A 19,900-nucleotide genomic window follows, 5' to 3' on the forward strand; every position below is an offset into this window, starting at 1 on the left:
AATATTCATTTAACTTATCAATTGCCCAACTTTATTCACCACCTTGTAATCCAAATCTTCAAACTCATTGAAGTGTGCTTTCCCACATTTAATTTTTAACTGTTCATCAACTTTCAATTTTGATAAATCGACTTCTGGCGTTCCTGTATCTTTAGTTTCAGCAACAAAATACACTTTCATATCATCTTCAAACACGACTGCCCAATCAGGATTATAATTTCCAATTGGCGTAGGTATTTTAAACCAATTAGGTAATTTGAAATAAAACTTTATTTGGTCGCTTGTTTCACAATCCTTAGCAAACTTGTTTTCAACACCAGAATCCAATGGGATTAATTCATCATAAATGGTTTTAGAATTATCTGATACTTTAAACGTGTAATCATTTAAATAAATTTCAAGTTCTTGCGCCTCAAATAAAGCCATTTCGTAATCTATTCCACCAATGTTATGGTATTTTATCCCATCTATCATTAAGTGATATAAAGTACGTCTAATTGCCTGTGAAGCTAAGTCAAGGAATAGTTGTGGATTAATCAATATGTCACCTATTCTTCCAGATTTTTCTAATATCTCTAATATTGTCGAACGTGTTAGCTCTGTTCTACTTTGGATATAACCTAATACATCTGGTATTTTCCATGCGTAACCATCATATGATTCAACTTTATCACCTGCATAATTCGTCCCCACACCTTCGTCTGTCATCGTTACTGAAACTTTTGTAGAGCGTATGGATGGTGCTTTTATTTCTGGTAATTCTTTAACTGCATTACCAGCAGAAATAACTAAATCCTTCGTGTCGTAATCAACCCTGTAAGTGGTTTTCTTCTTTATTTTTTCCCATATCTCAAGAAATCTTGGGTCTGCCTCAAATCCTTTACGATATTTTATTTCGGTACGTTCACGTTTATTTTTGATACGTCCTTTAAACTCAACACCACAATCTTCTTCAATTTCTTTTTGTAATGTTTTGGCAAAATCATCATACGATTCATTCGCAACCACTGTTAACCGATTTATGTTTTGGTCGTAAATACGTTTACCATCTTGATTAACAGCTAAACGCAAACCTCGTCCAATTTCCTGACGTTTCTTCATGTCAGATTTGGTTTCGTTTAAAGTGCATATTTGAAATACATTAGGGTTATCCCATCCTTCTCGTAAAGCAGAATGTGAGAATATGAACCTCAAAGGATTGGTTATATCAAGTAGTTTTTCCTTGTCTTTCATTATTAAGCTGTATGTATCATCATCAGCTTTTGTTTCCCCCGATGTATCTTTCACTTTTCCTTTTTTGTCTTGGGAGAAGTAACCATTATGGATTTTATCTACTGGAAATTTATTTAATTCTTTAAATGCTGGTTTGCTTACGTACTCTTGATATATTTCTTCAAACCATTCAGCAAATTTTCCCTGTATTGCATTCCCTGTCGTATCATACTGCCTGTAGTTAGCTACCTTATCAATAAAGAACAATGATAACACCTTGATTCCTTTGCCACTCAAACGCTTTTCCTTTTTCAGGTGTTCTTCAATGGTTTTTCTTATTTGAAACTTCATCACCTCATCAGTTAAACCACCTTGAATCTCCCCTTTGTAAAGCATATTACCATTGGATAATGCAATACAATTATTAGCTGCATCTATTTCTTCAACGATGTAGCCATCAGCATAAATTTCACGTTCTTTAGATTTCTTATAAAGGTCATCACCTACTTTTACTGTAATAGCCTTCTTTTTAACACCATTGTCTTCGTTAACGTTAATCGATACTTTAGCTGTAACTTTGGTTTTAGTTGCTGTAACAGATTCTAATGCCACGAATGCATCATTAAACGAATTTTCTTCCAATATTGAATCTACTTCAATCTGCTTTACCAAACCTAAATCATATGCTTTTACAGGATTAAGACTATACACTAAATTGTAATGATTTCGGTGGGTTGCCGAATACCGTAAGGTGCATAATGGTTTTAGGTTATCAATTGCAGCCGAACGCTTTTCTGTCTCCATGTTTTGGGGTTCATCCACAATAACAATTGGATTTGTTGACTGTATAAATTCAATCGGATTTTGACCATTCAATTTATCATTTGGCTTATTAATTATGTTTTCATCTTTAGCAAATGAATCAATATTAATCACCAGTACCTCGATGTTATTCCCCGAAGCAAATCCCCTTAGCGATGATGGATTAGCACTATTGTAAACCTGAAAATTGATTGGAATATTATCGTACAGATTTTGAAAGTGTTCATGTGTAATTTGAAGGTTTTTTAGAACGCCTTCACGTATTGCCACAGATGGTACAACAATCACATATTTCTTAAATCCGTATTGCTTAAACAACTCGTAAATGGTACGCAAATACACATAGGTTTTACCTGTACCAGTTTCCATCTCTACAGAAAAATGCATTCCATCTAATTTTTTGGACTGTGGAATTTCATTTTCAGACTGCACCGATTGAAGATTTTTAAGAACTTGGTCTTGTGAAAGTACCATCTTATTGCCAACACCATTAATAAGATTAAGTACTCCAACATCCTTAGTAAAATCAAATTCAGCTATTGAATCTTCTAATGGTTGACCTTCAAACAATGAAGTTACCGATTTTATAGCTTCTGCTTGGTATTGAAGATTTGAATCAAACGTTAATTTCATAATTACCTTAATTTCCAAAGTTCCTTAGATTCATTACCTTCCTTTGTGTTTAGCTGGATATTCGAAGAATTACTACAAACAAACCGAACCCTATCTTCAGTTAAATCATTATGGCTCGCAATCGCCCTTGTTGAACGCCATTCTTTTGCCTGATTTGGCGTTGTATTATTTTTAAGCCACTTTTTCACTTTAATGGTATGACATTTATTCATGATACCTTTTTTTATCAAATCTGCAAGCCATATTATCAGACCAGCAATTGCACCACCAACACCACCAATTATTATACCTTCAACAATAGTTTCTTTTGACATAACTAAATTGTTTTAAATTCAATATCTGCATCCTTCATTTGCAATACTGTATTTGTTTTTAATTGGTCGTTTCCTTTAAACAAACGGTCTAATGCAATTACCTTTTGTGGCTTAATCTTCAAAATACTACTTACAATTTCTTGAGTAGCTTTTTCAAGCATTAACACTAATTCAGTATCATTTACACAGTAGAAATCATCACTATTATCAATTCGACAATTAATGTCTTTTCCACTCTTTAATAATAACTCATAGACCATGTTTTCAGTAGTAGCTTTTTCTGAAACAGGGTCAACAAACAACTTCATTTGTTCGGCCAACGCATCAGCATCATTTCCTTTAATTTGCTGCCATTGCTTAAAGTTACTTTCAGCTAATTTCAATACTTTAAAACCTAAATCCTGTTTTACTTCAAATTCTTTTTCATTAAAATTCAATTCTGAATTTTTCTTTTTCTTCTCCTTGCTTAGACCGTCTTGGATTTTATATGATGCCCTTCGAATTCTTTCCTTTGCAACGTCTGCAATTGTTGCATAACCGCTTTTATATGCTTCACTTTTTATATCACATTTCTCTGGTAATTGAATGCATATAAACTTCCGATTTTTACCGTCCTCACTATTTAATTGATAAACAGCATGTGCTGTTGAGGCAGAACCCGAGAAGAAATCTAATACAATATCATTTTCATTTAAAAGAAATGGGAAAAATTGATTCAAAAACTGAATTGGTTTAGTATTGTTAAATAATCTTTTTTTGTCAGGAAACAGAGATTTCATATCATAAGAACCTAACCTTCCGTCCAATTCTATAACACCAGATAGCTTTTCCTGATAATCCTTTGCATAAACTTTTAATTCAATAATTTTATTTTCATCCTTTCCAAAAATCACCTTCTTTTGCTCCAACAATTCCAGCATAGTTTCTTCAGGAAATCGATACCCCATTAATGGTTGTTTTGTAGGTTTTTTAGTTACAGGATGAACAACATCATACCTATATCCTTCCTTCCCTGGGTTATGAACACTCTGACTTCCCGTATAGATACCACCAAAATCGATATACTTATATCTATCCAAGGGAACAAGAAATTTCTTATTTTGCTTATACCATTTGGCATACTCATATTGTAATTGTTCTAAATCTTTAAATTGATTGATAAGATTTTGACCTACCTCTACAAGCAAATCTTTGATAACAGAAACATTACTTTTCCATACACTTTCTATCGAATTTTTGTCCTTTGCAAAAACATGAACATATTCGTGTTCGACTGCAATATTGGTGGGATTATTATCTGTTGCATTTTTCCAAACTATCGTTCCAATCCAATTTTCTTCTCCAAATACTTCATTTAACAACAAGCGTAAATTATGAACTTCATTATCATCAATCGAAACAAATATGACCCCATCAGTTTTAAGCAGATTTTTAGCCATAAACAAACGAGGATACATCATATTCAACCAATTGCTATGATACTGCCCGTTTTCCTTGCTATTCTTCTTAAACATGCCATCTTTGGTCATATAGCCTTCTTCATCCTTATCACCAACACGTTTTTCATAATCAGCTTTTGTTTCAGAAAACTTGTCAGGATAAATAAACGAATCGCTTCCTGTATTATATGGTGGGTCGATGTATATCATTTTCACCTTCCCGAAATAAGATTTTTGTAAAACTTTAAGTACTTCCAAATTTTCACCTTCTATGAACAGATTTTGCGTTTCACTGAAGTTTATGGATTCATCTTTAGCAGGTATTAGTGTTTTTGCCGAAGGTGCTTGCAAAACTTTAAATGCTTCGCTTTTACCTGCCCAATTCAGTACATAACGTTCGTTTGAGAAGTTAATATCATCACCCAATGTTGCTTTTAGTTTTTCAATGTCAATTTTCCCTTCACTAAATGCTTCTGGCAATATTTCTTTTAGTTGTTGTAACTTTATCTCCTGTGGAGTAAGGCTTTTACCGTCCATGTTTTTGGTTGTTTTTAAAGGTATTTCATGATCGTGCGTTTCACGCACAATCATGAATGCAATGTCGCAATTAAAAATTGATTTTTAAAATGGATTAATAGATAGGTTATCCCTTATAATGTTAAATAAGCATTTTCAATGGTCTTCTGCCGAATACCAATATAACGTCTGGTTATTGCAATACTTGAATGCCCGAATATATCAGATAGCAACACCAAAGCATTTTCACTTTCGTTATTGTTTTCATAAATTCTTCTTCCAAAGGCTTTGCGTAAAGAGTGCGATGAAACCTGCAACTCTTTTGTATTAAATATTTGCTTTAACACTTCATTGATAGATTGTGTACGATATACAGTACCCTTTTGACTAACAAAGATGAAATCTTGCTCGTTAAACTTTATTCCATTTTCAGTAAGCATCAACTTCAACTTTGCATATGCATTAATCACATTATTGTTAAGTGTAATGGTTCTTTTTTTCTTAGTCTTTTTTTCCTCAACAATCAGTGTGTTATTGCTTGTTATATCACCATGCTTAACTCTTAATGTATCAGAAATCCGCAATCCAGTATTAATACTAAATATCAAATAAAAACCAAGAACACACTTCTTAGGGTCTTTCAACAATAAATTAGCTTTGTAATTTACCTTATCAAATTCTATGTAATCGCTTGCTTTATTCATACAGTAAATTTAGTAATATATCTTCATTAATACAAGGATGGCTCATTAATGAAGAATAAATTTAATATATTATCACATGTCGCCACATAACCATCTAAATATGTGATAGTTGTGAAATAATCTTCAATAATGTTATTATTGAAGATTTATAAAATACGGTTTCACAGAATATAAATTCAATTAAAAATGCACGTGTATCAGGTACATTTTTGTCATTTGAGAGCAAAAGATGTATAAATCACCGATACCTGAAGGATTTTCAGCACATTTAATGCTCCAAACACAATCTTAATTAAGAGTTATAGTACGTTTAAAAGCATATTAATGTGTATATAAATCGAATTTTAATTCCCCGTTTTTTTTACCTCGATTCTAAGTGCATCCAACTTTATTAATTGCTTGTTTGTTTTTCTGTAACTTGATGTGATTTGTTTTTTGATTTCATTTTGGCTTTTTACATGTGTAGCGTAATTCTGTGAAAGATTTAATCTTTCCAATTCGCCAACAAAATCATCAAACTGTATCGTCCCATTCACAATTTCATTTTTCTGAATAAACTCTTTTGCCCAGTATTTTTGTTTCTCTTTATAGTATTGAATCAAAGTTGGATGCAGGAATAGATGGTCGTTTATGGTCTCATTCCATTTTTTATAATTACTAATTATCTCTGGATTAAACTTTTCATCAAATTCCTCTGGCATATATAAATCAATATAAAGTGCCTGAGCCATATTGAAATATAAATTCTTTAAAGTAATCCTTTCGTTTCTGGTGGCTTGAACTACTAATGGTTTGGTTTTCGTTAATAGTTCTGTACTAAATTCATCAAATCGAATTGGTGTTACATTCCTTTTCCATTTTTTATCATGATTTGAGATTGTTTTTTCGAATTCAAAATAATTCTTACAATGGGTTGCAAGGATTGATGCAAGGTAGTTACTATCACACAATCTATTATAAATAATATTTTTAGCGTGTGTCTGCTTTAAAGTAAGTTCAAACCGTTCAACAGTTTCGCCTGTATAATTCAACCCATTATCTTGCCAACACTGATTTATATAACTTTTATCTGTCTTACACTGCTGTAACTCATTGGTTTTGTTGTAAATTTTAATGTATTTATTAGACCTGATATTTCCCCATTTAATCATTCCGTCAATATCGGTACTAATACTCTTTCTTTGGACTTTACCCTTGTGTCTAACAGAGTACTTTTTGCGTCTTCGTGTTTGGATTAAATAATTATTAGTAAAATCTATCAACGTATGGGAAATGCAATCCACAGCTATATCTAACAGGCTTATATATTGGTATTTAATATTGAATATTTTACACAGCTTATCAATGTAATTTGTAAAGTTAGATTGGTATAATATCTGGTTATTAAATTTGAAATATATTGGATGATTGTTTTTGTATGAATGGCGTGGAATGAACCGTATTTCGCCAATACTAATTCCGCTCATATAAACATCAGCTATAAATTTATAATACCTATTGCCTTTACGGTAAATAATGAAACAGTCATTAGATATTTGTTGCTTTCTATTCAGGGTATAATTACCATCACTTGAAATAACACCAGTGAATGTTATCTCCAAGCAATCAACAAATATTAGTTTTGTTACATTATTCATATTTTTAAATTTATCGATTATAAAACTACTCATTGGTTTGAGTAGTCACACCATCAAAACCACATTGAACCCCTTGTTATTCTTAGCATTCAGAAGATTTCGTTAAACCACTTGATTCATGGTTTACACATAGGATGCAACAAACTTTAAACTCAACACCTTTCGAACGTATCAGATACATTTTTTAATTAAAAAAAGTGTTCCCTTTTTAAACCAACAATGACAGGTGTATAACCTGCCATTGACATATACTTTTATGTGAATTTTTATTTATTTCATTTTATTACTTTTCAATTTTGTGATGGTGTTTATACGCTTTCTCTTTTAAATTGTTACAAAATATTTGGTACATTCAACAGAACAATAATTCAACTATATATGATAACACAATCAGAAATAAGATTAAATAGCTATTCTCGTGGTTTTCATTTAATAACTCACGTAATCGAACAAAAACTACCAGACTTACCCAAAAATGGATTAGTTCATTTGCTATTAAAACATACATCGGCTGGATTAACTTTAAATGAAAATGCCGACCCTTCAGTACGGTATGATTTTGAAAACTTCATCAATAAACTCATACCAGAGAACCATCCAGTGTACACTCATGTACTTGAAGGTGCTGATGATTTTCCTGCGCACGTAAAGAGTTCTCTATTTGGTGTAGAACTAACTATTCCTATCACTAATCACCGTTTGAATTTGGGTACTTGGCAGGGGATATACTTATGTGAATTTCGCAATCATGGGGGTAGTAGGAAGATTGTTCTAACTGTTCTTAGTTAGTGCCAATTTGATGGCTTCCAAATTTTTAAATGTTTTTCTAAAAGGTGCACCTTGAACAACTTTTTGAAACAAAATCCAATGTGAACCATTACTGTTGGTCTATTTTGATAATTTTATAAAAAACATATTGTATGGAATTTGAATATGGATTTGAACACTTAAAAAAAGATTTTGAGAGAAGATTTAAAAATAAATTTCTTTCGTGCGAATTTAGTATTGGAGACGATGCTCTATATGGCGAAATAAAAGAATTGATTTGGTCGAACCGAGAGAAGGACTCAAACGTCTTTGTGTTAGATATTAAAATAAACCGTGATGAATTTGATACAGCAAAAGTAATGGGAATTAAACATTTTATACTGTATTATCTTGAAGAATGCGAAAGAAACTTTCAGGAAATCTTTATTTCGATGAAATAGGAAATCCGAAAATAACTTTACTCAGGTATTTTGGAATGAAAAACATATTTGCTAAAACTTGCATTATCAATCAAGCTGTGAAACTTTTTGAGCCTATGAAGTCGTTGAAATTCCATTAACTTATCCATTTTAGATTGCAAAATCCTCTTAGTAAATCCAATATTAATTATATTAGCATGCAGAGATATAAATTGTCCTGAAAAAGTATGAAAATTCTGAATGACGGTATCTATTTTAAGCAGAATGACCTCAAGGAGGTAGGGTATTATACAACCGATGATGATGGAGATTTAATACATCACGAGTACAAAAAACCTACATTATGGCAACGCAAAATGTATTATGTTAGACATGGTTGTGAGATGAACTTGAATACAAAGTCAACATCGTATTTCTATTTTAGACCTGAGCAAAATAAAGTCCATTCTCAATTAGTAACAGGCGATGCGGTTTCCACGGCTAAATCGCTGAAAAAAAATGGAGTTGTAGGACAGTCTTCCATTTACAGTACACATGAGAATACTGTTAATTTTGAAAAGAATGGAATATTATATTATTTAACATTCTCTGAGGATGGACTGTCTGTCAAAGTTGAGGCAAGTAGCAAAGCAGATAACAAACATTTTAAAACAGAAACGTATAGTTATCTCGACTGGTATAATATTTAAATTAAAATCTCTCCCAAACAATGTTCTTTCTTAATTTATATAGTCTTCCATACAATAAGGTTCAACCTATAAATTAAGTTGAACCAAAATCACTATGTATTAAAATAGATTAGCTACGATTTTCCTGCGAACGTAAAGAGTTCTCTATTTGGTGTAGAACTAACCATTCCTATCACTAATCACCGTTTGAATTTGGGTACTTGGCAAGGAATTTACTTATACGAATTCAGAAATCATGGTGGCAGTAGAAATATTATTGTAAGTATAATTAACTGATTAACTGATTTTTGAGTTGTTTGTTCATCAATGTGCAATATGTATTAAAATATTGTGTAAATGATATATCATCAGCTCCCTCGTAGGTATGCACGTAAACCGGATCGTTCTCGGGGATCATTTTATTGATAAAATTCTCAAAATCGGTGCGCACAGTCGGGTCGGCGTTTTCGTTCAACGTAATACCGGCCGATGTATGTTTAACCAGTATATGCAGCAAACCTTTCTCGGGCAGGTCCGGTAATTGCTCTTCAATTAATCGGGTAATTAAATGGTATCCGCGTCGGAATGCAGGAAGTGTTATTTCTTTCTGTTCAATCATAATTCTGATTTCTATTCAAAAGCTTAAAATTAAAAAGTATTTAGCAACTGTAGAAAAAATACCACTTGTTCGATGCTGAATATTTAACACTCATCTGTAATTATCGGCGTTTTACCTTTTTCACGCGGTAGAAAAACCGATGAAATAAGTAATTTCGTTTTGGTTTGATACACATATAAAAGAAAACGATGAACGCAACTCTACTCTTTGCTGGACTGGCCATTGGCATTTTACTATTATCGGTGTTGGTAATTATCCTGATCAAACAAAATAAAGCAGGAATGTACAGCGCGAATAATCAGTTGGCTTCGAAAGCAATGGGCCGGGGAATTGCCATTGGTTACGCTATTGGAATGGGGCCCGGAATTGCACTGGGGGTTGCGTTGGATAATATAGGACTTGGTATTGCGCTGGGCGCAGGAATTGGAATATCGATTGGGGTGGCACTTGGCGAGAGTTTTAAGAAGAAAGAACTGGCCAAAATAAATCAGAAAATTGACAGACAAACAATAGCTGAACAAAATGCAATGCCAAAGATTGTGATACTTTTACTCGCTTTATTTGTATTTCTATTACTGGCTTTGTATTTCTTTTTAAAAATGAATTAATAATTATAAACAGATGAAAATTTTAGGAAACTTAATTTGGTTACTATTCGGTGGTTTTGCCATCTTTTTGGAATACATGCTAGCCGGCATCGCACTTTGTATAACAATCGTTGGAATCCCGTTTGGTATTCAGTCGTTTAAACTCGGCATACTCGCACTCTGGCCTTTCGGTCAAAAAATTGAATACATGGATTATGCCCCGGGCTGTCTGTCAACCATCATGAATATTATTTGGTTATTAATTGGGGGAATTTGGATTATGCTAACTCACGTACTTTTTGGCTTACTTTTGGGAATTACGATTATCGGTATTCCGTGGGCGAAACAACATTTCAAAATGGCCTCGCTGGCACTTACCCCTTTTGGCAGAAGAATTGTATAATTCGAATCATTCCGATTAATTCGTTCAGCAATCTCAAACAAAAGATATTTTCACAGGTTATATTAATACAAAATAAAATCTATAGAAATCAATCCGGCAATGCCGGATTTTTTTCAAGATATGATTTTTCGGACTAAAAAAATGATAATTTTAGTTATCAAATTCTTACTATGGCTAAAGTATCAATATACGGTAGAAAGCAACTGAATCCTGGTGAAAGTGAATTAATCCACCACAGCACGTTCACGCTGGGAATTAAACGCAACGACGAAGGCTGGTACCTAAAAGCTTTTGACGATACATACGATGGACAGGAAATTGCCACCAGTGAAATTATTGACGGAACTTATTACCACTCAGGAAAATCAAATAAACTGATACTGGCTCCTGCCCTGCCCGAAAAACCGATGGTTTTTAAGAGCAGCCGAATAATAATTTCGCCCAAACAACGCTTAACTTTTTTTGTTAAAATCCCGCTCATCCTTCAGGTGTACGCCAGTAAAAAGCAGGATGAAACCCTGCTTGCAGAGTTTCCCTTGCAACAAATATCGAACACCTGGTTTGGCGAACCGGTAAACGGCGAAGTTGCCTTTGCTCTTGAATCGGAGCACTATCTGGATTTTAAAACAATTGAAGCTGATGAGCAATTTGCCATTTGCCCCATAACCATTTATAACAACGACAATGCAGCTCTCGAACTCGAACGATTGATTATTCGTGTTGATCAGATGCATTTGGTGAAACACAGCAATCATTTGGTTACCAGTCAGGTGAAACTGGAATACAAAGGAAAAGATTATCTGAGCTCAGTAAACTATGGTTTCTCAAAAGCTTATCATGGCGAGAACCACGATATTGTTGCCAAACCAAGAAACCCCGAAGGCAAAAGTATGCTTAAGATTAACTTTCATTTTATTAAAAACATTTATCGTTCAGAATAATGGAATTTGACTTTTCGAAATATTTTAATGCTGAGAATCTGGAAAGATTAATGTGGGCACTGATCATCCTGGTGGTTGGTGTTGCAATTATTTATGCGCTGGCATTCATTGTAAAAAAACTGCTGCCTAAGTCCCTGTCGCAGCAGCGAAAAATGATCATCCAGCGCCTGGTGTACTACTCCGGATTTCTGTTGCTTACATTCATTATTATTGCCCAGTTGAAAATAAACCTTGCTCCATTTTTTGGTGCTGCGGGTGTTATCGGGCTGGTAATTGGTGTGGCCTCGCAAACCAGTATTGGTAATATTGTAAGCGGATTTTTCCTGGTAGGAGAAAAGTCATTCGAGATTGGTGATGTGATTAAAGTTGGCGATAAAGCTGGTGCAGTATTTAGCATCGATTTGCTATCCATTAAAATACGAACTTTTGATAACCAGCTGTTGCGAATTCCAAATCAGACCATTATTTCAACCGAGCTGATAAATGTTACACGTTTCCCTATCAGGCGCCTGGATTTTAACGTAAGTGTAGCCTACAAAGAAGATCTGGCGAAAGTAAAAACCTTGCTGGAAGAAGTTGCAAAAGCAAATCCACTGAGTTTAGACGAGCCGGAGCCATTAATCGTTTTCAAAGATTTTGGAGCAAGCGGAATTGATATTCTGTTGGGAATCTGGTTCGAGAAACAAAACTACCTGAAAGTAAAAAATTCTATTTTCCAGGAGATAAAAGCCCGTTTTGATGCCGAAGGAATCGAGATCCCGTTCCCACACGTTACGTTGTACACCGGCGAAGCCACCAAACCTTTTCCGGTTATGAACACAACAACAGGCAAAAAATAAACCTACAATTTATAAAGAATTCGGGTTAAAATGTTTCGGTGAATACCAAGATATGAAGCAATGTGCTGACGTTGTAACTTTTGAGCAAGCTCAGGGTATTCCACAAAAAACTTACGGATGCGCTGCTCCGCGTTCAGCGACTGGAACGAGTGAATACGGTCCATTGCCTGAATATAACTTTCTTCGGCAAGAATACGCACCGTACGCTCAAACTTGTGATTCTCATCGAGTAAAGTTTTAAACTCATCCTTCTCAATAAAAATCAAACGCGAGTCTTCGTAAGCACGAATGGCTTCGGTTGAATCTTTACCCAGCACAAATCCGCGGTGATTGCTAACAATAAAGTTATTGGGAGGGAAGAAAAAACGCGACACCCATTCAGTACCGCTGTCGGACAGATAAGAAGCATAAAGTAAACCATCAAGCAAAATCCCCAGCTTTTTGTTCTTTTCGCCGTAGTCAATAAATAATTCGCCCTTTTTGAGCACCACCGGTTCGTTATGCAAATCGAAAGTATCAATCAGGCTCAGGGTATGCTCAAATCGCGATATTATCTTTTGTCTATCCATTTCGCTCTAATCTTCTTCTGCAATTTCGGGAAGAAACGGAGAGAAATCTATTTCTAAACAGATTTCTCTCTCGCTACTCGCATTAAAAATGCAAAAAGTTTATTTTGAAAAATTCTCGTTAAACAATTTCAGGCGCTCTTCGAGGTCGCCAAACTGATGCGGCAGCACAAACGATACACAAGCCCGAATGCCTTCTTCATCACTACCGGTATTATCAAGTGCTATGGCACTAATTCCATAGAAAAGCAAGTTGGCAACCAACTCGTTTCCTGTCATTCCCGGATAGCCAATAGTGAAATAGAAACCATCGGCAATGGGTACGCCCAAATCGTTTTCGTAAACTACTTTAAAGCCGTTTTCAAGGAAAAGGCGTTTCATTTCTTTGGCACGTTCGCCATAGGCTTTTACGCCCTCCACAAAATTGAACTCGCCAGCGTTTGCAGCTTTAAACATGGCTGTCAGTGCCCACTGTGCCGAATGACTTGTACCCGACGAAAGCGAATACAGCAAACGCAAAGTTATAGTAGCACCAAAGGTTGTTCCTTTAAAACGCTCCTGCAAATCGGGATAATCGCGGCTAAACAATTTATCAGAAATAGCCATTATGCCGATACGCTGACCGGCATAGGAAAATATTTTTGAGCTGCTGACAAACAGCACATAATTATCGGTGTAATGAGCAACCGACGGAGGAAATGGCGCTTCACCCGGCTTCGAGAAATCGGTTCGGAAATCCATACCAAAATACGCCAGGTCTTCCATTACAATCACATCGTATTTATTGGCCAGTTCACCAATTATCTGAAGCTCCTCATCGTTAAAGCAGATCCAGGCCGGGTTGTTTGGATTGGAATAAACAATTGAATTGATATTTCCTTTTGCAAGAAACGATTCCAGTTTTTCCTTCAGTTTGTCGCCGCGGTAATTAAATACATCGAAAGTTTCGTATTTCTGGCCCAGCACCATCATTTGTTGTTTCTGCACCGGAAATCCCGGGTCGATAAACAAAACGGTATCTTTATTTTTATCGCAATTACCGGCCGCCATAAAAGCGGCGTAGGTTCCCTGCATCGATCCGGTAGTTGGAATACAACCCGCAGGTGCCACATCAACATTCAGAAAGTTTTTAATGAATTTCGATGATTCTTCCTTCAGTGGTTTTATTCCGTCAACCATTGGATAAATAGCCGAAACACCGCGGTCGAGTGCATCCTTTTCGGCTTCAACACCAACTTTTGCAGGCGGTAAACCGGGCACACCCATTTCCATTCGGATGTATTTAAAATCGCTGGCTTCTTCAACAAGGTTTACCAACGCAACAATTTCGCGAATGGATGCTTTGCCAATATCGGGAATGCGCAATTGCGCTATCTTATCTTCAACAAGTTTTTTGTCGAGAGGTGAATTGTTCATGCTTTAAAATTCAAGGTTTCGAGTTCAGCGTTCAGTCTATACCACAGAGCATCGCAGAGAAGTCACGGAGTTGCACAGAGACTAACAGTCTCAGTCGCAGTTTTCAGTCTCAATAACTCACAGTCCTCAGTCTCTGTAATCAAGGTGTTTAGAATCCGAAGTCAGGTTTAATTTGCTCCACCCAGGCTGCTACACGTTCGTCAGTCATCTCAGGTTCAAAATCTTCGTCAAGCGGTAAACCAATAAATTTACCATCAACCACTGCGTCAGATTCTTCGAACTCGTAACCTTCGGTATCAACCGGTCCAACTAAAACAGCATCGTTTTTCATCAGCTCTTTACCCAGCAAACCAATATGATCAACAAAAGCATGCGAGTAGGTTACATGATCGCCCAAACCAAAAATAGCTACTGTTTTATCGCTGTAATCCACTTTTGAAATTTCAGGTAAAAATTTTCCCCAGTCGTTGTTTGAAAAACTCGAATCCCAGGTGTCTTTTCCAACAGTTGAAAGACCAAAAATTATCTTATCATATTTCTCCAGGTCGGCAGCCGAAGCATTTTTAACTGCTACCATCTCCACTTTATCTTCGCCAATTAGTTCTTTTATTTTATCTGCCACGCGGTTTACCGATCCACCTTCAGGACCGTAAAAAATTGCTATTTTACTCATATCGTATTGTTTTAGTTTTATTCATTATGCAGGTTTCCTTTTTGATATTCGCCTAAAATCGACAGGCTCGATGCACATTTCAGCACCTGGTGAATGGCGTGATCGTAATTTTCAGGTTTTTCCCACTCAATATCAACGTGGAACATATATTCATTGGGTTTACCGATTTTTGGTACCGACTGAATTTTGGTGAGGTTAATCTCATTCTTGGCAAAGGTATTTAACACCGCAGCCAACGATCCGTAAAAATGTCCAACTTCAAAACAAACCGATGCTTTATTGCTTCCCTCGGTTGGGTTGCCATGTTTCGACAAAACCCAAAAGCGGGTGTAATTTTTCTTGTTGGTTTCAATTCCGGTATCCAGCACACTCAATCCATACAACTCGGCCGAGCGCAGGTTTGCTATCGATGCCGCATCTTTTAGTTTTTTATCGGCAACCAGTTTCGACGATGCCGCCGTATCCAGCTTTTCGTGCAACTGGGCGTTCGGATAATTGTGCTCGATGTATTCCATACACTGGCGCAACGCAATGGGGTGCGAGTGGATATCTGTAATATCCTCCGGTTTCACTCCTTCATTCACCAGTAAATTCATTTGAATATGAATATAAATCTCGCCAATAATGCGCAAGTGATAATCGCGAATCAACTGGTAATTATTCAACAAACTACCGGCAATGGAGTTTTCAATGGCCATCACGGCATAATCCACCTGGTCGTTATCAATCATCTCGCATACGGTAGTAAATGTCTTACACTCAACCACCTCAATATCTTCATCAAAATATCGTCGGGCCGCATCTTCGTGAAAAGAGCCGGCTATTCCTTGAATTGCTATCCGTTTCATTAATTTCTTTTAAGCAGACCAAATATACGAATTATGCGCTAAGTGAAAGGGTTTCGGCACAGAATGCCTTTAAAAATTAAAGAACAATCGTCATAATTCCTGAAATTATTTTTGCAACACTTTGTGAATCTGACATTCGGCATTTAAGGGGAATCTGAATCAAGGGTTGGTTTTACGCTTCCCAATACTTTCTAAAAAACATTCAAAAAATGGTCCGATCAGGAATTTATTTCACGAACCTTTTATCTTTGTGTCAACACTAACAACTGAAATTAAACTAAACCAATGAAGAACTTATTCCTACCAATTTATCTTGTCGCAGTACTTTTTTTAAGTGCATGTTCAACAAAAACCAACGAGCAAAAACATCCGAACATCATTTATATTTTAGCCGACGACATGGGCTACGGCGATGTATCGGCTTTTAACGAGCAAGGGAAAATACACACTCCGAATATCGACAAACTGGCTACTGATGGCATACGTTTTACCGATGCACACACCACTTCGGCTGTTTGCACTCCCACCCGCTATGGCATTTTAACAGGCCGTTACAATTGGCGAAGCACATTAAAATCGGGTGTGCTTACCGGCAAATCAAAAGCACTTATTCCGCAGAGCAGGAAGACTGTGGCTAAAATGCTACAGGAAAACAACTATACAACGGCATTTATCGGAAAATGGCACCTGGGCTGGGACTGGGCCATAAAAGATGAAGCAGGTAACGGTGGAGAAGGCTGGGATCCGGATGATTTCGATAATGTTGATTTTTCGAAACCGGTGAAAAATGGTCCGAATGAATTGGGTTTTGACTATTCGTACGGGCACAGCGCCTCACTGGATATGGCTCCCTATGTTTATGTAGAGAACGGCATGCCCACACAAGTTCCCGATTCGGTGACTGTAAATACGGGCAAATACTCGTGGTGGCGCGAAGGGCCTACATCGGCCGATTTTGTTCACGAAGATGTGACGCCTAATTTTTTCCGTAAATCGTTTTCGTACATAAAACAAATATCGAAGCAGGAGAAACCGTTCTTTTTGTACCTGGCGCTGCCCTCACCTCACACACCCATTTTACCAACCGAGGAATGGCAGGATAAAAGTGGTTTAAATCCCTATGCCGATTTTGTGATGATGGTTGATGACTATGTTGGACAGCTGCAACAAATAATAAAAGAAGCAGGAATTGAAGAAAATACCATTGTGATTTTTACCAGCGATAATGGTTGTGCTCCGGCTGCAAAAATTGAGGAGATGACCGCAAAAGGCCACTATCCCAGTTACATATTCCGGGGACACAAAGCCGACATTTTTGAGGGAGGCCACCGTGTTCCGTTTATCGTAAAATGGCCGGGGAAAATTACTCCGGGATCATCGTCAGACCATACCATCTGCACCACCGACCTGATGGCAACATGCGCCGAAATTATTGGCTACCAACTGGCAGACAACGAAGGAGAAGACAGTTTCAGTTTGTTACCACTGATAGGCGAATCCACTCACAACCAGCCCATTCGTGAGGCAACCGTACACCATTCTGTTAACGGAAGTTTTGCCATTCGTAAAGGTCCGTGGAAATTGAATTTGTGCCCGGGCTCGGGCGGCTGGAGTTATCCGCGTCCGGGAAATAAGGAAGTTATTGATACACTTCCGAAATACCAGTTGTATAACCTGGAAACCGATCCGGGCGAAACCAACAATCTCTACCTAACAAATCCGGGAAAGGCTGATGAACTAAAGTCGCTGTTGACGAAATACATCGTTGACGGACGAAGTACTCCGGGAGTACCGCAACAAAACGATCCGATCGATTTCGAATGGCAGCAGGTAGATTTTATGAATGAATAAAAGCAGTTAATAGCTTTCACCAGCAACAAAAAAAATATTACTAACTGATTTTAAAGGCTCCCCATCCACCATTTTGAAGCCGTCGCAGGCCGACGACAGCATTTTTTTGACCATTTTGGGACCGGCGTAGGAATACGAAAGCATTTTTTTCTCCATTTTGAAGCCGTCGTATGCCTACGACATCACTTTTTTCACCGTTTTGGATCTAGCGTAGTCATACGACAAGACTTTATTCACCTTTTTGGGACCGGCGTAGGAATACGAAAGCATTTTTTTCTCCATTTTGAAACCGTCGTATGCCTACGACATCACTTTTTTCACCGTTTTGGTGCCAGCGTAGTCATACGACAAGACTTTATTCACCGTTTTGGAGCTTGCGTACCAATACGAAAGCACTTTTCCCACCATTTTGAAGCTTTCGTAGGCGTACGACATCACTTTTTTCATCATTTTAGTGCTAGCGTAGTCATACGACAAGACTTTATTCACCATTTTGGAGCTAGTGTAGCAATACGAAAGCACTTTTCCCACCATTTTGAAGCCGTCGTATGCCTACGACATCACTTTTTTCATCATTTTAGTGCTAGCGTAGAGCTACGAAAGTACCTTGCTCACCAACGAGAAGCTTTCGCAGGTATACAACAGCATATTGGTTATCTTTTATTTTCTACCACAGAGTTGCGCAGAGAATTCTCGGAGTTTCAACAAGGGAAAAAGTCGCAGTCGCAGTTGGCAGTCGCAGATTGCAATTTTACAATTGGATTTTACCACAGAGTTGCGCAGAGAAGTCATGGAGTTTCACAGAGAATGAAAGTCGCAGTCGCAGTTGGCAGTCGCAGATTGCAATTTAACAGTTTTACAATTTAACAATCTGCTTCAATCTGCTTCAATCTCACCGTCTCAGTGCTCATCGTCTCACAGTCTCAAATCTCAGTGCTCAATCTTCTTCAATCTAAAACTCAAATCGTCCCTGCCCCGCAGCTTTTTGGGCAGCTTCATAGGAAGCAATAATATCCTTCATGATTTCTGCGACTGGTCTGATCTGATTTAGCTGAGCAGAAACCTGTCCAATTTCCAGTTCACCTTCGTTCAGGTCGCCTTCAAACATTCCCTTTTTTGCGCGGCCACGACCAAGTAATTCGGCCATAGCCTCAGCTGTTTGTCCGGCTTTTTCGGCTTCATCAACCCGGTTAAAAAAGCTGTTCTTTACCAACCGTACCGGTGCCAGTTTTTTTAGGGCCAGTTTTGTACCGCCTTCGCCGAGTTCGGTTACCAATCGTTTAAATTCGGGGTGTGCCGACGATTCTTCCGACACGGCAAATGCCGATCCTATTTGAACACCATCAGCCCCTAAAACCATTGCAGCCAACATCGCTTCTCCCGATCCGATTCCTCCGGCTGCCAACAAGGGTAAACTGGTAGCTTTTCGCACCGATGGAATCAATGTCATCGTAGTGGTTTCTTCGCGTCCGTTGTGGCCACCGGCTTCGAAACCTTCGGCAACAATAGCGTCAACACCGGCTGCCTCGCATTTACCGGCAAAAAACGAGCTCGACACCACATGGGCCACTGTAATTCCTTTGTCTTTTAACCAGCCGGTCCACTTTTTAGGACTTCCGGCCGATGTAAAAACCACCGGCACTTCGTGTGCGGCAATAATATCCATTACACGTTCGGTTTCGGGGTACATCAAAGGCACATTCACTCCAAAAGGTTTGTCGGTTGCCGCCTTCATTTTTATGATATGCTCCTCCAGCGTTTCGGGGTGCATCGATCCGGCGCCAATCAGTCCCAGTCCTCCGCTGTTACTCACTGCCGAGGCCAGTTTCCATCCCGAACACCAAACCATTCCCCCTTGAATTACGGGGTATTTTATATTGAATAGATTACAAATACGGTTCATACTTTCTTTTCAAAACAATAAACTATTGAAATAACAAATAAACACCATGCTGAACGATTGAACGATAGCAGAGGTTCAAAAAAAATAATGCTTATAAGAATCAGGAGTGATGCGTCTGTTCT

Annotated in this window: 21 protein-coding genes; 9 read left to right on the plus strand and 12 right to left on the minus strand. The window is 37.3% G+C overall.

All coding sequences use genetic code 11. The features are described from left to right. Nucleotides 1-9: 9 nt before the first annotated feature. The 5 genes from G4420_RS10285 to G4420_RS10305 all read right to left on the minus strand — a co-directional run bounded on the left by G4420_RS10285 (nt 10) and on the right by G4420_RS10305 (nt 7,277). Nucleotides 10-2,667, minus strand: coding sequence for a restriction endonuclease (locus G4420_RS10285; RefSeq protein ID WP_163323564.1), 2,658 nt, complete (start codon nt 2,665-2,667; stop codon nt 10-12). Between the two features lie 2 nt (nt 2,668-2,669). Further along, complete coding sequence (locus G4420_RS10290) at nt 2,670-2,981, minus strand: hypothetical protein (RefSeq protein ID WP_163323565.1); 312 nt, start codon at nt 2,979-2,981, stop codon at nt 2,670-2,672. Between the two features lie 2 nt (nt 2,982-2,983). Next, nucleotides 2,984-4,957 carry a site-specific DNA-methyltransferase gene (locus G4420_RS10295; RefSeq protein WP_163323566.1) on the minus strand — a complete coding sequence of 658 codons (1,974 nt, stop codon included), beginning with the start codon at nt 4,955-4,957 and terminating at the stop codon, nt 2,984-2,986. A 113-nt stretch (nt 4,958-5,070) separates the two neighbouring features. Continuing rightward, nucleotides 5,071-5,640: a tyrosine-type recombinase/integrase gene (locus tag G4420_RS10300; protein WP_163323567.1), complete on the minus strand. Its 570-nt coding sequence runs from the start codon at nt 5,638-5,640 to the stop codon at nt 5,071-5,073. A gap of 344 nt (nt 5,641-5,984) precedes the next feature. Further along, nucleotides 5,985-7,277, minus strand: coding sequence for a hypothetical protein (locus G4420_RS10305; protein ID WP_163323568.1), 1,293 nt, complete (start codon nt 7,275-7,277; stop codon nt 5,985-5,987). 378 nt (nt 7,278-7,655) lie between these two features. Between G4420_RS10305 and G4420_RS10310 the strand changes: the two genes are divergently transcribed. The 4 genes from G4420_RS10310 to G4420_RS23435 all read left to right on the plus strand — a co-directional run bounded on the left by G4420_RS10310 (nt 7,656) and on the right by G4420_RS23435 (nt 9,429). Beyond that, nucleotides 7,656-8,066, plus strand: a complete 411-nt coding sequence (locus G4420_RS10310; RefSeq protein ID WP_163323569.1) for a secondary thiamine-phosphate synthase enzyme YjbQ — start codon at nt 7,656-7,658, stop codon at nt 8,064-8,066. Between the two features lie 131 nt (nt 8,067-8,197). Then, nucleotides 8,198-8,485, plus strand: coding sequence for a hypothetical protein (locus G4420_RS10315; protein WP_163323570.1), 288 nt, complete (start codon nt 8,198-8,200; stop codon nt 8,483-8,485). A gap of 206 nt (nt 8,486-8,691) precedes the next feature. After that, the gene (locus tag G4420_RS10320; RefSeq protein WP_163323571.1) at nt 8,692-9,153 is read left to right on the plus strand and encodes a hypothetical protein; all 462 of its coding nucleotides are present in this window, start codon (nt 8,692-8,694) and stop codon (nt 9,151-9,153) included. Nucleotides 9,154-9,261: 108 nt separating this feature from the next. Next, nucleotides 9,262-9,429, plus strand: coding sequence for a YjbQ family protein (locus tag G4420_RS23435; RefSeq protein WP_163323801.1), 168 nt, complete (start codon nt 9,262-9,264; stop codon nt 9,427-9,429). On the opposite strand, the gene G4420_RS10330 is transcribed toward G4420_RS23435, so the two are convergent. After that, entirely contained in the window at nt 9,422-9,751 is a 330-nt protein-coding gene (locus G4420_RS10330; protein WP_163323572.1) for a YjbQ family protein, read from the minus strand. The two genes, G4420_RS23435 and G4420_RS10330, sit on opposite strands and share 8 nt — an antisense overlap. A gap of 188 nt (nt 9,752-9,939) precedes the next feature. Between G4420_RS10330 and G4420_RS10335 the strand changes: the two genes are divergently transcribed. The 4 genes from G4420_RS10335 to G4420_RS10350 all read left to right on the plus strand — a co-directional run bounded on the left by G4420_RS10335 (nt 9,940) and on the right by G4420_RS10350 (nt 12,521). Continuing rightward, entirely contained in the window at nt 9,940-10,359 is a 420-nt protein-coding gene (locus tag G4420_RS10335; protein ID WP_163323418.1) for a hypothetical protein, read from the plus strand. A gap of 13 nt (nt 10,360-10,372) precedes the next feature. Beyond that, a complete protein-coding gene (locus G4420_RS10340) occupies nt 10,373-10,741 on the plus strand; it encodes a YccF domain-containing protein (RefSeq protein ID WP_163323573.1) in 369 nt (122 codons plus the stop codon). A 170-nt stretch (nt 10,742-10,911) separates the two neighbouring features. Then, entirely contained in the window at nt 10,912-11,682 is a 771-nt protein-coding gene (locus G4420_RS10345) for a DUF432 domain-containing protein (protein ID WP_163323574.1), read from the plus strand. Then, on the plus strand, nt 11,682-12,521 hold the full coding sequence (locus G4420_RS10350) for a mechanosensitive ion channel family protein (RefSeq protein ID WP_163323575.1): 840 nt from the start codon (nt 11,682-11,684) through the stop codon (nt 12,519-12,521). Before G4420_RS10345 ends, G4420_RS10350 begins: the two co-directional genes overlap by 1 nt. A gap of 2 nt (nt 12,522-12,523) precedes the next feature. Here G4420_RS10350 and G4420_RS10355 read toward each other — a convergent pair whose 3' ends face one another. The 4 genes from G4420_RS10355 to G4420_RS10370 all read right to left on the minus strand — a co-directional run bounded on the left by G4420_RS10355 (nt 12,524) and on the right by G4420_RS10370 (nt 16,024). Beyond that, a complete protein-coding gene (locus G4420_RS10355) occupies nt 12,524-13,090 on the minus strand; it encodes a Crp/Fnr family transcriptional regulator (protein ID WP_045029800.1) in 567 nt (188 codons plus the stop codon). A gap of 99 nt (nt 13,091-13,189) precedes the next feature. Continuing rightward, on the minus strand, nt 13,190-14,503 hold the full coding sequence (locus G4420_RS10360; protein ID WP_163323576.1) for an aminotransferase class I/II-fold pyridoxal phosphate-dependent enzyme: 1,314 nt from the start codon (nt 14,501-14,503) through the stop codon (nt 13,190-13,192). A 148-nt stretch (nt 14,504-14,651) separates the two neighbouring features. After that, entirely contained in the window at nt 14,652-15,176 is a 525-nt protein-coding gene (locus G4420_RS10365; RefSeq protein WP_045029805.1) for a flavodoxin, read from the minus strand. Nucleotides 15,177-15,193: 17 nt separating this feature from the next. Continuing rightward, on the minus strand, nt 15,194-16,024 hold the full coding sequence (locus G4420_RS10370) for a prephenate dehydratase (RefSeq protein WP_045029807.1): 831 nt from the start codon (nt 16,022-16,024) through the stop codon (nt 15,194-15,196). A 285-nt stretch (nt 16,025-16,309) separates the two neighbouring features. Here G4420_RS10370 and G4420_RS10375 point away from each other — a divergent pair, with 285 nt between their 5' ends. After that, nucleotides 16,310-17,875: a sulfatase family protein gene (locus tag G4420_RS10375; RefSeq protein WP_163323577.1), complete on the plus strand. Its 1,566-nt coding sequence runs from the start codon at nt 16,310-16,312 to the stop codon at nt 17,873-17,875. A 300-nt stretch (nt 17,876-18,175) separates the two neighbouring features. On the opposite strand, the gene G4420_RS10380 is transcribed toward G4420_RS10375, so the two are convergent. Both G4420_RS10380 and G4420_RS10385 read right to left on the minus strand, forming a co-directional pair. Further along, complete coding sequence (locus G4420_RS10380; RefSeq protein WP_163323578.1) at nt 18,176-18,367, minus strand: hypothetical protein; 192 nt, start codon at nt 18,365-18,367, stop codon at nt 18,176-18,178. Nucleotides 18,368-18,827: 460 nt separating this feature from the next. Beyond that, nucleotides 18,828-19,778 carry an NAD(P)H-dependent flavin oxidoreductase gene (locus tag G4420_RS10385; protein ID WP_163323579.1) on the minus strand — a complete coding sequence of 317 codons (951 nt, stop codon included), beginning with the start codon at nt 19,776-19,778 and terminating at the stop codon, nt 18,828-18,830. Nucleotides 19,779-19,900 lie beyond the last annotated feature (122 nt).

Origin of the sequence: Draconibacterium mangrovi (assembly GCF_010586825.1) — a bacterium.
Classification (GTDB): Bacteria; Bacteroidota; Bacteroidia; order Bacteroidales; family Prolixibacteraceae; genus Draconibacterium; species Draconibacterium mangrovi.

Excerpts from the sequence above, each read along its gene's own strand:
- G4420_RS10285 (WP_163323564.1), bottom strand. The coding sequence starts at position 2,667 with ATGAAATTAACGTTTGATTCAAATCTTCAATACCAAGCAGAAGCTATA.
- G4420_RS10355 (WP_045029800.1), bottom strand. The coding sequence starts at position 13,090 with ATGGATAGACAAAAGATAATATCGCGATTTGAGCATACCCTGAGCCTG.
- G4420_RS10320 (WP_163323571.1), top strand. The coding sequence starts at position 8,692 with ATGAAAATTCTGAATGACGGTATCTATTTTAAGCAGAATGACCTCAAG.
- G4420_RS10305 (WP_163323568.1), bottom strand. The coding sequence starts at position 7,277 with ATGAATAATGTAACAAAACTAATATTTGTTGATTGCTTGGAGATAACA.
- G4420_RS10330 (WP_163323572.1), bottom strand. The coding sequence starts at position 9,751 with ATGATTGAACAGAAAGAAATAACACTTCCTGCATTCCGACGCGGATAC.
- G4420_RS10290 (WP_163323565.1), bottom strand. The coding sequence starts at position 2,981 with ATGTCAAAAGAAACTATTGTTGAAGGTATAATAATTGGTGGTGTTGGT.
- G4420_RS10350 (WP_163323575.1), top strand. The coding sequence starts at position 11,682 with ATGGAATTTGACTTTTCGAAATATTTTAATGCTGAGAATCTGGAAAGA.
- G4420_RS10360 (WP_163323576.1), bottom strand. The coding sequence starts at position 14,503 with ATGAACAATTCACCTCTCGACAAAAAACTTGTTGAAGATAAGATAGCG.
- G4420_RS10345 (WP_163323574.1), top strand. The coding sequence starts at position 10,912 with ATGGCTAAAGTATCAATATACGGTAGAAAGCAACTGAATCCTGGTGAA.
- G4420_RS10315 (WP_163323570.1), top strand. The coding sequence starts at position 8,198 with ATGGAATTTGAATATGGATTTGAACACTTAAAAAAAGATTTTGAGAGA.
- G4420_RS10365 (WP_045029805.1), bottom strand. The coding sequence starts at position 15,176 with ATGAGTAAAATAGCAATTTTTTACGGTCCTGAAGGTGGATCGGTAAAC.
- G4420_RS10310 (WP_163323569.1), top strand. The coding sequence starts at position 7,656 with ATGATAACACAATCAGAAATAAGATTAAATAGCTATTCTCGTGGTTTT.
- G4420_RS10380 (WP_163323578.1), bottom strand. The coding sequence starts at position 18,367 with ATGGTGAATAAAGTCTTGTCGTATGACTACGCTAGCACTAAAATGATG.
- G4420_RS10385 (WP_163323579.1), bottom strand. The coding sequence starts at position 19,778 with ATGAACCGTATTTGTAATCTATTCAATATAAAATACCCCGTAATTCAA.
- G4420_RS10340 (WP_163323573.1), top strand. The coding sequence starts at position 10,373 with ATGAAAATTTTAGGAAACTTAATTTGGTTACTATTCGGTGGTTTTGCC.
- G4420_RS10375 (WP_163323577.1), top strand. The coding sequence starts at position 16,310 with ATGAAGAACTTATTCCTACCAATTTATCTTGTCGCAGTACTTTTTTTA.
- G4420_RS10335 (WP_163323418.1), top strand. The coding sequence starts at position 9,940 with ATGAACGCAACTCTACTCTTTGCTGGACTGGCCATTGGCATTTTACTA.
- G4420_RS10370 (WP_045029807.1), bottom strand. The coding sequence starts at position 16,024 with ATGAAACGGATAGCAATTCAAGGAATAGCCGGCTCTTTTCACGAAGAT.
- G4420_RS10300 (WP_163323567.1), bottom strand. The coding sequence starts at position 5,640 with ATGAATAAAGCAAGCGATTACATAGAATTTGATAAGGTAAATTACAAA.
- G4420_RS10295 (WP_163323566.1), bottom strand. The coding sequence starts at position 4,957 with ATGGACGGTAAAAGCCTTACTCCACAGGAGATAAAGTTACAACAACTA.